The following is a 14,191-nucleotide window of genomic DNA, read 5'->3' on the forward strand; positions in this document are numbered from 1 at the left end:
GCATTTTAATGAAACATGGAAAAAGGATGAAAGGAGGATTGAAATGGCTGTAGCTAATCATGAGCAAGATAAAAAATTAATTACCATTTTAATTCCTGCCTATAATGAAGAAGAAGTCTTAGAACAATTAATCAATCGTTTAGAAATTGTTAAAGGCTCAAATTCACACTATAATTTTGAGTTTTTGTTTGTAAACGATGGAAGTGAAGATCATACACTTCAAATATTGAAAAAATATAATGCAAATACGCACTATATACGTTATGTAGATTTATCTAGAAACTTTGGTAAAGAAATTGCAATGCTTGCAGGTTTTGATTATACAAAAGGAGATGCAGTTGTCATTCTTGACGCCGATTTACAACAACCGCCAGAACTCATTAGTGAAATGATAGAGTGGTGGGAAAAAGGATACGAAGATGTTTATGCAGTTCGAGAAAAGCGTGAAGAAGAAAGTCGTCTGAAAGAATGGACTTCAAAATTATATTATAAATTGTTGCAAAAAATGTCTAGTGAAAATGTGTATCCTCTTGCGGGAGATTTTCGATTGCTCGATAAAAAATGTATTGAAGCATTACAAGGATTAAGAGAAGCGGAACGCTATACAAAAGGTATGTATGGATGGATTGGTTTTAAGAAAAAAGAATTGACCTACTATGCGAATGGTCGTGCAGCGGGCGTTACTAAATGGAGTTGGACACAACTATTCAAGCTTGCGATCAATGGGATTACATCCTATAGTACCGTTCCTCTGAAAGTATGGTCTTATGTTGGATTTATCATATCAATTTTAGCATTTTTTTCTTTAGCATATGAAATGGGCAAGACGATTCTGTATGGAACAGATGTGAGTGGCTACCCAACAATGATTGCAGCCATTTTATTTCTAGGAGGAATTCAATTGATTTCTTTAGGATTTATTGGTGAATATCTAGGGAGAGTTTTTGTCGAAACAAAAGGAAGGCCTCCTTATTTTGTTAGAGAAAAGTCTAGCGAAAAAATAAAATTAAAGGATTAATTTTTATGGGGCGGCTAAAAAAAATTTATATCAAATATCAAGAGATATTTAGATACATCCTATTTGGTGTGTTGACTACAGTTGTTAATATAACTGTCTTCATTCTATTCGATACAGTATTTAACATACCCTATCTTATAGCAAATGCTATTTCAATTATTGTTGCTATCCTATTTGCCTTTTTTACAAATAAAAAATATGTTTTCAGAACTGAATCTCCTACATTTAAAATAGTTTTTAAAGAATTTTATTTGTTTGTAGGTTTAAGATTGATTTCAGGTTTATTTGATATGTTAAGCATGTGGATATTTGTTGATTTAATGAACTTAGAAACTAATTTTTCTAAAATTCTTACTCAATTTATAATCGTTATTTCAAATTATATATTTAGTAAGCTATATATCTTTAAATGAAAAGGGGGGGTATAAAATCTTATCTGATAAGCAATTATTAAATAAACCTATTTCTAAAAAAACATTTGGTTATTATACTATATTCTTCTGTATTATGTGTATGGCTATTTATAGTTATTATTTCATGTCTGGCGGGTCTTTTATATGGGAAAGTGATGGGTTTACACAACATTTTCTATTATTTAATGAATATGTAAATATATTACAAGGTCTGCTAAGGGGAGAAGGTTTCTCTCAATGGGATTGGTCAATTGGTGCAGGAGCCGATACAATTACTTCATATGGTTACTATGTACTAGGAGATCCATTTGCTTATCTAGGAGTGTTTTTTCCAGAAAGTTTACGAGAATTTTCTTTTCATTTAATAATGTTTGTTAGAATGTGGTGTGTTGGACTTAGTTATCTCATTTTTGTAAGAAAGTTTAAAGTTTCACATGGTGCTGCTTTACTGGGTGCGTTTATGTATACGTTCAGTTTCTTTGTTATTTTTAATGCAGATAGACATCCCTTTTTTATTTTACCACTAATTTGGTACCCTCTTCTTTGTTTAGGAGTCGAAAAAATATTAAAAAGAGAGTCAGGCTTGCTATTTAGTATAATGGTAGCGATCAGTGCAATTGCTAATTTCTACTTTTTTTACAAGTTAACCATATTAGTCTTTATATATGGAATTGTACGTTATGGAATGCTCTATCGATTCAAAGATTGGAAGCAATTAAGTAGTTCTTTTGGACGTTGTTCGTTACACTATCTCATTGGTCTTTTGTTAGGTGCAGTAGTCTTTTTGCCAATGATTGATGGGTTTTTAAATTCATCCAGAAATACAGATGGAATAGCAGTTAATCTCCTTCTTTATCACGTCAGTTACTATGCAGTATTGATTCATAATCTCTTTGTCCCTTATGCATACTTCTGGTCTGCTGGTGGACTTTCCATTTTTGCTTTATTTACCGTTGCTTTTTTATTTAAAACTAAAAAGAAAAGAACATTCTCAGGCATAATGCTTCTAATTTTAGGTGTTTTTCTATTGTTTCCTTTCTTTGGATCATTTATGAATGGCATGTCTGGGCCATATAACCGTTTTAGTTTTGCAATTCCTTTATTTATAGCTTTTGCAAGTGGTCAATTTTTAGAAGAACGGGATAAGTTACAAGTAAAAGATCTGAGATTAGTTAAATATATTTTGATAGGCTTCACTTTTATTTATGGAATAGCAGCAATTGCACAGAATATGTATTTGTATTATGTTATACCTTTAATTTTGGGCTGGTTGATTTGGTTTATATTGATGTATGAGAAAGAAATAAAAAAGAAAATAGTAAATAAAATCTCTATCGTATTATTGGCATTAGTCATGTTGAGTATGGCAACTAACGCAACGAATTTGTATTACTCATATGGTAATGGTTCAATATCAAAAATGATTGAATTGAATACTTCATTGGATCGTTATGAAAATTTGTTTGGAGGTATGCAAAATCTTTTACCTAAGGAAGATTTGTACCGAGTAGGAGTTACATCACAAGATAGTCATGTGCGTAATCAATTTATCTATCATGATTTAATGGGTTTAAGCACATACCTTTCTGTTACAAATGGTTATTTAGCTGAATTTGCTGAAGAGATGGAATTTTCTTCCTATCAAATTATTCAACCTCTTCGAAATGGTGTTGATGATCGCCGAATAACTAATCATTTTTTTAACATTGAATATATACTAACCGAGAAAAAAAATGAAGCCTATCTTCCATATGGTTATGAAGTTGTACATCGGTCAAATGATGTTCCAACTTTTATTCTTGCAAAAACAGAAGCTAATTTCCCATTTGCATATGTTGAAGATAGGATCATCACAAGAGAAAATTTTTCGAAGTTAAACCCAATTGAAAAAGAAACGTTTCTAACAAAAGGTGTTGTTTTAGAGACAAATCAAGATGTTGAAGGAAGAAAAATTGAGGAAATAACAAATGAACAAATAAAAGAAGTTGAATATCAAATCGAATATACTGATACTGGCCTTTCACCACTAGATAAAAACCTAATAGAGGTTACAGAAAGTGGGGCCCGTTTTAAAATCTCCCTTGAAAATGCAAATGAACTTGCAGGTCACGATATGTTCATTTACTTACAAGGTTTAGAGTATGAAACTACGGACATACCTTTTTATATGCCTGATGATACAAGTTATAATATCTGCTTTCTATATGAAGGTCGTGAAAACACTTTACGTCAATCTGATAAATATTCATTTAGTACATATTTTCACAGAGAAAATATGTTTGTTAATCTCGGACATACTGATTTGGGAACAGATGAGATGTTTATTCAATTTGAGGATACTGGAAAATATCATATAGATGATATTACAATTTATGCCCTGCCTGTAGATGAAAATAATGATAAGCAAATTGCTGATGAAAAACAAGAAAATGCCCTAGATATTAAAGTATTTGAAAATGAGCGTATTGAAGGAACCTTACAAAGAGACAATCCAGGAATCCTTGTTACAACAATTCCATATGAAAAGGGATGGGAAGTAACTGTAAATGGTGAAAAGAAAGAAATAGTTCAAGCAAATATTGGATTTATCGGCGTACCTCTGAATTCAGGCAATTCAGAAATTGTCTTTTCTTATCAAAATCCATATCTAAAAATTGGGAGTGTATTAAGCTTAATAGGGTTATTATTAATAGGGTTAATACAGTTAATTTATCGAAAAAGTAAACAATCATAGACTTGATAGCAGGAAATTTTTGAAGTGTTATGGGTTTATTATGACTTTAATTTATCAGTACAAAATAATTAATATGATATAGAAAAATTTATGCTCAACTGACTTATGTTTAGTTGGGCTTTTTGTATTAAACATCCTTTATTTCCCTATTAAAAATAAGTTTTTCTATCAATTTTATATTTTTAATTTCTAGATCAATAAAACTTTTTATGGTTATTGGTCTTTTTTGTATTTTCTTTCTTTTTTTCGGCAAAAACTCCTTTCTCATCGTGTTAGTTATGCAAAAAGATAAGAAGCCTTGTCATATAGAAAGGAGGTGATATATATGGTAACAAACGAACCTGTGCAACAAAGCAGAATCACGCGTCAATTTGATTCATTTTGTAAAACAGTTTTTAGAAATGCAGCACGAGATATTTATCGAGAAATAAGTAAGTAAAATAAAAATTTGATTATATTATCAGTACTAACCCACGATAGATTAAACCAACTTAGCATTCATGATAGTTATATAACGAATGTTTATCATTTTTATTTTCATGGTCGTACTATCAAAGTAAAAGATTTTTTGATTGCGAACGCTATTCAATCTTTACAAGAATGTAGTCAACTCATTATTCTATTCTTCTTGTTCTTAGATATGAGTGATACCGAAATTGCCAATTAGTTAGGAATAGCCAGTGGAACTGTTTATTACCAAAAACAGCAGGCATTAGAGAAGCTCAAAAAATATTTAAAGGATCATGCAAATGAGTGAATCTAACTTACTCCCTTATTCAGTAATATTTTTGGCGACGCAGGGTGATAGACAAGCAATGGAACAAGTCTTGAGGCATTATAAAGGTTACATTGCTTGTTTGTGTCAAAGAGAAATAATAGAGGAAAACGGAGATACTACTCTCATTGTAGATGAGGAATGGACTTAAAGTTGATTGAAGAAATCAATATCTTGGTCAATCGGAAGTTAATTGTTTGGTTGAATGTATGGGCTGTTGTAATATTCTTAGTGTTGTTAGCAGGTAGTTTATTCCTACCAATAGAAGGAACTGTAGCGTTTACGCTTGTAAACTTATTACTGTTTTTCATCAGCTTAATGGTTATCATTATGTTACATGAATGGATTCACGGTATCTTTTTTAAAATGTTTGCTCCTAAATCCAAGGTGAAATATGGCTTTAAAAGTGGCATGCTCTATGCGGCTAATCCAGGTGCGAAATATAATAAAAAACAATTCACATTGATTGCGATTATGCCTTTTGTTCTTATCACACTCTTGACATGTGTCTTGTTTAGCTTTCCTGTTAATAAGATAGCCCTTTATTTGCTATTTGCGATACATACATCCGGTTGTGTTGGCGATTTTTATTATTGTTATAAATTATGGAAAAATAGAAAACGGTCTGTTTTGATAGAAGATACAACTGTAGGGATTAGTATTTTTGAGGTATCTAATGAAAACAATGCAACGTAATGGTGTCAGCCTTTTTTGTTCCGTTAGTTAGTAGCAATCAGAATAATGGAAGTGTTTGACAATAAAAAGGGCTTATGATAAAGTTAATAAAAATTTTTGAGGTGAGTTACATGCTTATAATGAATCAAACGATTAGCTATTTCTCACAATTACATCATCATATCAAGTAGCCTTGCTTAGTAGATTTTCAAGAAAAATCATACATAGGGAAGGCTATTTCTCATGAAACTGCATTTGATTTAATTTTTACGCTTAAATCAAATGCAGTTTTTTTATTTTTAAAAAAATGGAGGGAACAGAAATGAAAAAAATGAATTATCAAAATGTCAGAGGGACACAAGATTATTTGCCTAATGCAGAAGTTGTGAGAAGGAAAGTAAGAAGAACATTGGAAGATGTGTTCATACAATATGGCTGTAAACCATTAGAAACACCTATTCTAAATTATACGGAATTAATGGCATCCAAATATGGTGGTGGTGCAGAAATTTTAGAAGAAATGTACACCTTATCTGACCGTGGTGAACGTGAACTGGCTCTACGTTATGATTTAACGATTCCTTTTGCTAAAGTAGTCGCAATGAATCCGTCGTTAAAGATGCCCTTCAAAAGATATGAAATAGGTAAAGTATTCCGAGATGGGCCAATTAAAGCAGGAAGATTCCGTGAGTTCACCCAATGTGATGTCGATATTGTCGGTGTAGAATCGCAAATAGCAGAAGCGGAATTAATGATGATGGCCTTGGACGCTTTCGCTCGATTAGATTTATCAGTTGTGCTCGAATATAATAATCGCAAGTTATTAACAGGTATGCTAGAAGTTTGTGGTGTGGAAGCAGAGAAAATGAATCGGGTAGTATTGATTTTAGATAAGTTAGAAAAGGTTGGCTTACAAGCGGTAATCAGAGAACTAGATGAACAAGGCCTACCAGCTACAACAGTGGAGAAGGTGCAACGATTGTTAACTGATGAAGATAATATGGATATTCATTATTTTGTCCCTTATGCTGAACAAAATGAGTTAGTCAAGCAAGGATTAGCGGAATTACAAGAATTAGAATCTTATTTAGCCTTTTTACAAGTGAAGCAAAATTGTGTGTTTCAGCCGTTCTTGGCGAGAGGTTTAGACATTTATACAGGCACTATTTATGAAATATTTTTAGTAGATGAGTCGATTACATCTAGTATTGGTAGTGGTGGTCGATATGATAATGCGATTGGTGGACTGATTGGCACAGATGAAACTTTTTCGACAGTAGGTATTTCGTTTGGCTTAGATGTGATTTATAGCGCCTTAAGTATGGCAAAACAGCCAGAACAAGCAGATTTAGACTACTACATTATTCCGTTAGGTACACAGAAAGAAGCGTTGCTAGTTGCGAGTGAATGGCGGAAACAAGGGTACAGAGTAGAGGTGGAAATGAGCAATAAAAAAATAGGAAAAGCCCTCGATAAAGTGAACAAAGAAAAAGTTCCCTATGTGATTATCATTGGCGAAAATGAAGTGAACAACAATCAAATAACAGTGAAAGATATGGCTACAGGAAAAGAGAAGGTAGAGTATTTTACATTCAATTGAATGGTGTAAGGAACAATTCAATCCCTTTGAATATAGGATGGAGTGTTTAAAAGGCTTAAAGACTGTCATATTTTTAAACTGGGAAGCTGATAATAATAGTATGCACTCATATTACTTGTTTACATCGGATTTTCTGTTATATATGGAAAAATCAAAAGTAGAATTTGAAATGGAAATACTTTAGTAATGAAAGAAACGGTTTGTATATGTTTGTGGGCAAGAATAAACCATTTGCCCTATTGAAAATTTGGGTAAAAATGGTTATTGTTAAGTTTGGTAATATAGGAAATTATTAGAAAGGGAGATGAGAATGAAAAAAATAATGATGCTTTGTCTTGTATTACTCTTTAGTATAGCATTAGTTGCTTGTAATTCTAGTGATGCTAATAAAAGCGAAGGTAAAGAAAGTAATGACAAAGATGTAACGAAAACAACTGAACAAGTAGAAGGGAATGTAGAGGAGGAGAATTTAGAAGAAGGAAGTGAAGCCCTAGAAACTCAGGCGTTTGAATTTGATCCGTCTGGAGAGAACATAGTACCCCTTGAGCTTACAGACGAAGGATTAATGGTCAGACTTACATACAAAGGAATCGGTGACCTAGTAACGGAACAAACTACAGAAAGCATTGTTAAATATGATTCTATGGGTCTGTCTAATGCAGAGGAAGCTCAGGAAGCATTAGAAGAACTGACAGAAGAATACACTGGTATAGAAGGTGTATCGTATAATGTAGACTTTCAAGATGATCAATTTGTGGAGTCTCTATCAATAAATTATGAAATTGCAGATCCTTCTGTTTTAACGGAGTTGACAGGAGCATTCGTAGAAGGGGATTTGAGCAATGGTGTTAGTTTGCAAGATTCTGTACGGATGTTCCAAGCACAAGGATTTGAAATTGTAGAAGAATAAAGTAATAAGCAGCTAAGTCTCTTGATTATGTGGGAGTATCTTATCTGCTTATTTTATATTGTGTGTGAAGATGAAATCGGTTATCTTGATTAGATAAATCGATACTATTTTAATTTTTTTTGATAGTTTTTATTTTGTACCATTAAGGCTTTTTTTATTGGTATGGCGTTGCCATTAAATATGTTCAGGAATTGATGATGAATACGGCTGATGAAGAGATTGAAGGTAAGAGCGTTGATATGCAAACAGAAGAAGATGAAACATTGCCGATCTATAGAAAATCAATAATGAATATTAACATATGACCTTAACATCGTGTGCAGGTCATATGTTAACTATAATGATCAATCCATCAAAAGCTGATAAGCCTTACGCTCCCCGTGTTCAATCGGGAAATAAATCATTCCACTATAATTAAATCCTGCATTTAGAATCACTTTTTGCATAATTTCATTCTTAGGGTATGTATCTACACGTATATCCTTATATTCCATTCGACGGGAGAGTACAATTAAATCATGTAACAATATTTTCGATAATCCTTGCCCGCGCACATGTAAATCTACTGCAATTCTATGGATAACCATGTAGGAATCTTCTTGTTCTTTCCATGAGCCTTCCGTTATATCCTCATAAGGCGCTTCAGGTCCAGGGATTAACGCGCCATAACCTGCTATCTTGTTCTCATAGATTAAGACATGGGCATATCCTTTTTCGATATCCTGTTTAATTAATTCAAGTGTCGGGCCTTCACCGTTTTGCCATTGTGGTAGCCCTTGCTCCTTTAAATAGGCAATTCCATCATTTAAAATCGACATGATTGCTTCTGCGTCATGTATCGTTGCTTTTCGTGTATAGACAAACATTGTTTCATCCTCCATTTAGTAAATAGTGTTCCTTCTTATTATTGCTGATGGAGATTGTTATTTACAAGAAATAAGCTAAAAGATTGGCAATAAACGAACGTTGTTATAATTAACGGAAATAATATTCGTATTTAACCTTGACGAAATGCTTATAGCCTAGTAGAATAATACTGAACTTATTAATAAACATAATCATTCATCGTATAATGTTGGGGATATGGCCCAAGAGTTTCTACCAGAGCACCGCATATTTGCTCTGACTACGAGGAGGATGCAAGTTACTAACTAGATGTTTAGTAACTGTACCGAATTGTTGGAAACACTCTTGGTTATACTAAGAGTGTTTTTTCGGTTTGATGACAAAGGAGGAAAAGAAGAAAGTGAAAAAGTATTTTGAGTTTGATAAGCTAGGAACGAATTATCGAACAGAAACCGTAGCAGGTCTTACAACCTTCTTAGCGATGGCATATATATTATTTGTTAATCCTGATATGTTAGCAGATGGAACGGGTATGGATGCAAATGCCGTATTTGTTGCCACTGCACTTGCTGCTGCAATCGGTACGTTAATCATGGGTGTTGTAGCAAAATATCCAATCGCACTAGCGCCCGGTATGGGCTTGAACGCATTTTTTGCTTATACGGTTGTATTAGGTCAAGGGGTTCCTTGGGAAACGGCGTTAGCAGGTGTGTTGGTTTCAGGTCTCATCTTTATTGTATTAACATTGACAGGTGTTCGAGAAAGAATTATTAATGCAATCCCGCCAGTACTAAAATTAGCGGTTGGAGCCGGTATTGGTTTGTTTATTGCATTTATCGGATTTCAAAATGTAGACATTATTGTTAGTGATCCATCTACAGTTGTTGCTTTAGGTGACTTAACAGCAGGTCCAACGCTATTAGCTGTATTCGGAATTGTTGTGACAGTTATTTTGATGGCACTTGGATTAAAAGGCGGCGTATTCTATGGTATGGTCATTACCGCTATTGTCGGAATGATTGTTGGGCAAGTTCCTGTTCCAACTCAAATTCTTGCGCCAGTGCCAAGTGTTGCACCAACTTTTGGAGCAGCATTTATGCATATTGGTGATGTATTTACCGTACAAATGTTAGTCGTTATTTTGACGTTCTTGTTTGTTGATTTCTTTGATACAGCAGGGACATTAGTGGCAGTTGCATCAAAAGCAGGCTTGATGAAGGACAATAAGTTACCACGAGCAGGTAAAGCATTAATGGCGGATTCATCTGCAACAGTAGTAGGTGCTGCATTAGGAACTTCTACAACAACATCATTTGTAGAGTCAACTACAGGTGTTGGAGCTGGTGGACGTTCTGGGTTTGCTTCAGTCGTTACCGCGATTTTATTTGCGCTAGCATTATTCTTCTCGCCGTTATTAGAAGTAGTTACTTCATCTGTAACAGCACCAGCGTTAATTATTGTCGGTGTATTAATGGCATCATCATTAAAAGATATTGAATGGGATAAATTTGAAGTTGCAGTTCCGGCGTTCTTTACGGTTGTAACGATGCCGATGGCTTATAGTATTGCGACAGGTATTGCGGTAGGTTTCATTTTCTACCCAATTATGATGATTGTAAAAGGTAAAGTGAAAGAAATAAGTCCAATTATGTGGTTCTTATTTGTTATTTTCATTCTTTACTTAGGATTCTTGCATTAAAAAATAGTAGAAGAGGGCTTTGACATCATGTATCAAAGCCTTTTTCTTTTTTTCGCATGATAGAACTCCTACATAAAAATAATAGATTTACATATACTTTATTAAAGGTTAATGTGATGGGGAGTATGCATATGTCAGAATATTGTATTCGTGCACCGATTGTTTATGATTGGGTCATGAAAGAAGAAGAGATGCAAAAGTGTAAACTCATTCCATTTAAAAACCAAGTAAAACATATAGAAGACTGCATCTGTATTAATTTTCGAGTAAATTGTCAAAGTGAGCTGCCAACAATTATTTGGCAAGCGGTAGGGGATAAGATGGATGCTGTTACTTTTTCGATTGAGCATGAAGGGACATGTAGTTGTGATTGGAGCATAATGTTAGATAATGAGGAATTAACAACTCTATCACCAAATAATAGTTTAGAAACGACTGTAGAAGATATAGAACAGCTTTCGGTTGCATGTGTTAACAATTGTTCAGATGATGAAAACTGTAGAGGTAAGTTGTATATCGTTATACATTATCTACTTTGTCCTGAAGAGAAACAAGACATAAGGAAGAAAAAAGTGGAGTGCTTTATATCAGATAAACACGGACATCCTATCGAGACATTACACTGCAAGGAATTTGGAACTAGAGAGGCGAAGTGGTTTTTATCAGCAGAAGGACAGGAAATGTATTTACAAAAGGTGCATTTGTTAATCAAAGGCTATTATACAATAAAAATAATTGATGTGTGTGATGGTAGCTTTGTAATCTGTACATTTCCGATAATGATGAGAAAAACATTGATTCTTTGTGCACCGGAGGGTACAAATATTACATGTAAAATCCATCATTTGGAATGTAACGCATGTATCATGGATAAGCAACAATTAAAGAATTGCTGGGAAGTTTGTATGAACCTTGCTTTTTGTATAGATGTGCAGTCTGTTTTTAAAGCGGTAATCGGAATCGATGCGAAGAATTGTATGCCAAGAGAAAATATTCTTTTAAATCATTGCAAATGAGAGAAAGCAGATTCTAAGTGAAGGAATCTACTTTCTTTTTCATTGTGGTTCAAACGACTGTAGTATCCCAGCTTCAAGCTTTGAGTTAAAGTTCACGTGGATTAAAGTCTTTCTGTATCTATTAGAAAAATATAAATAAAAAGCAGTACTCGCTATAGGATGACAATGCGAGTGCTGCTTTTTTGTATTAATCATCGAGTCTAACAATTATTAATGCGGCACCTTGGCCAGCTTGTAGTGTAGCGGCTGCTAGTAGTCCAAATAATTGGAGGGATATTGTGTCACCTGCATTTAAGTTAGTAATAACACTTGCGGATAAATGACTTAACGTAAGCACTGGGTTTCGTGTAGCAGGAGTTAATTCCGTACCGTTTACCATAAGTCGGGAACCTACTAGAAGTCCTGCTGTTAAATTAATGACATATTCAATATAGTAGCGACCTGGTTCTGTGATAGTAAAGACAGTACCAGCAGCGTTGGAAGTAATACCATTTAAGTTTTGAGCATCAGGTAGCGGAACGTTTGTACCACCAAGAACAACAGCGATAGGAGACTGTGATGTGTTCCCCGCAAAACCAGAAGTTTCCGTAATCATAGGTCCCTCCGGTCCGACTGGTCCCTCTGGCCCGACTGGCCCTTCTGGTCCTGCTGGTCCCTCTGGCCCGACTGCTCCTTCTGGTCCTGCTGGTCCCTCCGGTCCGACTGGCCCCTCCGGTCCGACTGGCCCCTCCGGTCCGACTGGCCCTTCTGGTCCTGCTGGCCCCTCCGGTCCTGCTGGTCCCTCTGGCCCGACTGCTCCTTCTGGTCCTGCTGGTCCCTCTGGCCCGACTGGCCCTTCTGGTCCTGCTGGTCCAACTGGTCCTTCCGGTCCTGCTGGTCCCTCTGGCCCGACTGCTCCTTCTGGTCCTGCTGGTCCCTCTGGCCCGACTGGCCCTTCTGGTCCTGCTGGTCCCTCCGGTCCAACTGGTCCTGCTGGTCCCTCTGGCCCGACTGGCCCTTCTGGTCCTGCTGGCCCCTCCGGTCCTGCTGGTCCCTCTGGCCCGACTGCTCCTTCTGGTCCTGCTGGTCCCTCCGGTCCGACTGGCCCCTCCGGTCCTGCTGGTCCCTCCGGTCCGACTGGCCCTTCTGGTCCTGCTGGCCCTATAGGACCAGGAATTCCCATTGGCCCCTCCGGTCCCACGGGTCCTTCTGGTCCTCGTGGTCCGCGTGCACATCCGCCAGAATCATTGTCATGAAAATGAATATTTGACAAAAAAATCACCTCTTTATTAAAAGTAAAAAACGAGTTATTGTTTAAAACAAAAGAAAACCGACATTTTGATTGCATGAGGATAGAATGTTATAGATCGCAATCAATTTGATAGCGAGGAGTAATACAAATTTGCCCAGAAGACAGATCACCTTCAGCACCAGTAGGTACAGTAACCTCAATACGAGTAAAGTTAATACTTGTAAACGCAATGCTACTTCCTTCATATACTGTCAGTGGGCCACTAACAAGGTCCCCGCCATTATAGAAACTGAAAGTAACAAAGTCAGAAGCACCTTCATCGTACGCCAAGTATCCCGAAGCAACGATATCTAAACCAGACGTATTGTAGATATCTTGAGAAATGCCTTGAGGAACACTCCAACCAACACAAATTTGATCCTTGACAAAATGACACTCCGCAGTTGCTCCGCCATTATCGCTACCACAGTTACAGTTGCTACAAAATTTTCCCATAAGATTAATGCTCACCCTCTCTGTAAGAATAGTAGATAAAAGCTGAGGTAAGATAATTAATGTGAAAGTTAGAGTGGATAACCTAACCATAGTTGCTACAAAGTTCGGGCGAATTCATTTGAAATGAAAACATGAAGAAGGATTTTATCTACCTTATTCCTATGGTCATAGTATTGTATGTTGAGAGTGCGTGTTGCATATGGTCGAATATAGTGGATAAGCCATATTTAGGCAAAAAATCAATAAAAAAGACAACAATCACATGTTGTTGTCTCAATCCTCAAATTCCGCTATATCGATTTCGTATTTATTATGTTTGTCAGGAACAAGTCGATGGAGGTGGATCGTCATTAAACCTTGTTTTAACGAAGCTGTTATTTGATCTTTTCGAACAGGAAAAGGTAAGTCAAGTTGACGAGAAAATTCACCATACAACATTTCCTGTTTAAATAAAGTACCTTCTTGCTTGATTGGAAATAGATTTCCCTTCAGTTCCAACTTATCGTAATCAACAAATACTTTTACTTGTTTGCGCTCCTTGATTCCGGGCAAACTAACATAAACGATTACTTCATTCTCTAATTCGTATATATTAACAGCAGGAATAGGTGGCTTAACGATATGTTCAAACTCATCCCAAAAGCTTCCACCGAAAAACTGATCTAAGTTATTTTTCCAATCGTGCATATGTTGAAAAGGATCCAAAACTATTTCTTCCTCTCTCCAGTGTGGTAAAGTGATAATAAAGATAGGAATTTATTCATTAGTAATCGTTTTAA

The 14,191-nt window shown here is 35.5% G+C and carries 13 protein-coding genes and 1 riboswitch; of the genes, 9 read left to right on the forward strand and 4 right to left on the reverse strand.

The features are described from left to right. Window positions 1-43: 43 nt before the first annotated feature. The 7 genes from SH601_RS12345 (at window position 44) to SH601_RS12375 (ending at window position 8,125) form a co-directional block, all read left to right on the forward strand. Window positions 44-1,018, forward strand: a complete 975-nt coding sequence (locus tag SH601_RS12345) for a glycosyltransferase family 2 protein (RefSeq protein WP_319958624.1) — start codon at window positions 44-46, stop codon at window positions 1,016-1,018. A 5-nt stretch (window positions 1,019-1,023) separates the two neighbouring features. Further along, window positions 1,024-1,431, forward strand: coding sequence for a GtrA family protein (locus SH601_RS12350; RefSeq protein ID WP_319958625.1), 408 nt, complete (start codon window positions 1,024-1,026; stop codon window positions 1,429-1,431). 94 nt (window positions 1,432-1,525) lie between these two features. Continuing rightward, entirely contained in the window at window positions 1,526-4,165 is a 2,640-nt protein-coding gene (locus tag SH601_RS12355) for a YfhO family protein (protein ID WP_319958626.1), read from the forward strand. An 815-nt stretch (window positions 4,166-4,980) separates the two neighbouring features. Further along, window positions 4,981-5,091: a helix-turn-helix domain-containing protein gene (locus SH601_RS12360; RefSeq protein ID WP_319958768.1), complete on the forward strand. Its 111-nt coding sequence runs from the start codon at window positions 4,981-4,983 to the stop codon at window positions 5,089-5,091. Further along, window positions 5,082-5,636 carry a DUF3267 domain-containing protein gene (locus SH601_RS12365; protein WP_319958627.1) on the forward strand — a complete coding sequence of 185 codons (555 nt, stop codon included), beginning with the start codon at window positions 5,082-5,084 and terminating at the stop codon, window positions 5,634-5,636. The genes SH601_RS12360 and SH601_RS12365 overlap by 10 nt, the downstream gene beginning before the upstream one ends. A 301-nt stretch (window positions 5,637-5,937) precedes the next feature. Next, window positions 5,938-7,215, forward strand: coding sequence for a histidine--tRNA ligase (locus SH601_RS12370; RefSeq protein ID WP_319958628.1), 1,278 nt, complete (start codon window positions 5,938-5,940; stop codon window positions 7,213-7,215). 310 nt (window positions 7,216-7,525) lie between these two features. After that, on the forward strand, window positions 7,526-8,125 hold the full coding sequence (locus SH601_RS12375) for a DUF1307 domain-containing protein (RefSeq protein ID WP_319958629.1): 600 nt from the start codon (window positions 7,526-7,528) through the stop codon (window positions 8,123-8,125). Window positions 8,126-8,469: 344 nt separating this feature from the next. Here the strand turns inward: SH601_RS12375 and SH601_RS12380 are convergent, their stop codons facing one another. Continuing rightward, window positions 8,470-8,991, reverse strand: coding sequence for a GNAT family N-acetyltransferase (locus SH601_RS12380; RefSeq protein ID WP_319958631.1), 522 nt, complete (start codon window positions 8,989-8,991; stop codon window positions 8,470-8,472). A gap of 179 nt (window positions 8,992-9,170) precedes the next feature. Then, window positions 9,171-9,274, forward strand: a riboswitch (purine riboswitch). 97 nt (window positions 9,275-9,371) lie between these two features. Between SH601_RS12380 and SH601_RS12385 the strand changes: the two genes are divergently transcribed. Together SH601_RS12385 and SH601_RS12390 are read left to right on the forward strand one after the other, a co-directional pair. Further along, window positions 9,372-10,670, forward strand: a complete 1,299-nt coding sequence (locus tag SH601_RS12385; RefSeq protein WP_319958632.1) for an NCS2 family permease — start codon at window positions 9,372-9,374, stop codon at window positions 10,668-10,670. Window positions 10,671-10,801: 131 nt separating this feature from the next. Then, window positions 10,802-11,686 carry a BMQ_0737 family morphogenetic spore coat protein gene (locus tag SH601_RS12390; protein ID WP_319958633.1) on the forward strand — a complete coding sequence of 295 codons (885 nt, stop codon included), beginning with the start codon at window positions 10,802-10,804 and terminating at the stop codon, window positions 11,684-11,686. 187 nt (window positions 11,687-11,873) lie between these two features. On the opposite strand, the gene SH601_RS12395 is transcribed toward SH601_RS12390, so the two are convergent. The 3 genes from SH601_RS12395 to SH601_RS12405 form a co-directional block, all read right to left on the reverse strand. Continuing rightward, complete coding sequence (locus SH601_RS12395; protein ID WP_319958634.1) at window positions 11,874-12,938, reverse strand: BclA C-terminal domain-containing protein; 1,065 nt, start codon at window positions 12,936-12,938, stop codon at window positions 11,874-11,876. Between the two features lie 87 nt (window positions 12,939-13,025). Beyond that, complete coding sequence (locus tag SH601_RS12400) at window positions 13,026-13,412, reverse strand: S-Ena type endospore appendage (RefSeq protein ID WP_319958635.1); 387 nt, start codon at window positions 13,410-13,412, stop codon at window positions 13,026-13,028. Window positions 13,413-13,685: 273 nt separating this feature from the next. Beyond that, the gene (locus SH601_RS12405; protein ID WP_319958636.1) at window positions 13,686-14,117 is read right to left on the reverse strand and encodes an Hsp20/alpha crystallin family protein; all 432 of its coding nucleotides are present in this window, start codon (window positions 14,115-14,117) and stop codon (window positions 13,686-13,688) included. Window positions 14,118-14,191: the final 74 nt, after the last annotated feature.

Source organism: Gracilibacillus pellucidus (assembly GCF_033949965.1).
In the GTDB taxonomy this organism is placed as follows: domain Bacteria; phylum Bacillota; class Bacilli; order Bacillales; family Amphibacillaceae; genus Gracilibacillus; species Gracilibacillus pellucidus.

Bases quoted from the DNA above. Each gene is read 5' to 3' on its own strand.
- SH601_RS12345 (WP_319958624.1), top strand. From the start codon at position 44: ATGGCTGTAGCTAATCATGAGCAAGATAAAAAATTAATTACCATTTTA.
- SH601_RS12350 (WP_319958625.1), top strand. From the start codon at position 1,024: ATGGGGCGGCTAAAAAAAATTTATATCAAATATCAAGAGATATTTAGA.
- SH601_RS12355 (WP_319958626.1), top strand. From the start codon at position 1,526: ATGTGTATGGCTATTTATAGTTATTATTTCATGTCTGGCGGGTCTTTT.
- SH601_RS12360 (WP_319958768.1), top strand. From the start codon at position 4,981: ATGGAACAAGTCTTGAGGCATTATAAAGGTTACATTGCTTGTTTGTGT.
- SH601_RS12365 (WP_319958627.1), top strand. From the start codon at position 5,082: ATGGACTTAAAGTTGATTGAAGAAATCAATATCTTGGTCAATCGGAAG.
- SH601_RS12370 (WP_319958628.1), top strand. From the start codon at position 5,938: ATGAAAAAAATGAATTATCAAAATGTCAGAGGGACACAAGATTATTTG.
- SH601_RS12375 (WP_319958629.1), top strand. From the start codon at position 7,526: ATGAAAAAAATAATGATGCTTTGTCTTGTATTACTCTTTAGTATAGCA.
- SH601_RS12380 (WP_319958631.1), bottom strand. From the start codon at position 8,991: ATGTTTGTCTATACACGAAAAGCAACGATACATGACGCAGAAGCAATC.
- SH601_RS12390 (WP_319958633.1), top strand. From the start codon at position 10,802: ATGTCAGAATATTGTATTCGTGCACCGATTGTTTATGATTGGGTCATG.
- SH601_RS12400 (WP_319958635.1), bottom strand. From the start codon at position 13,412: ATGGGAAAATTTTGTAGCAACTGTAACTGTGGTAGCGATAATGGCGGA.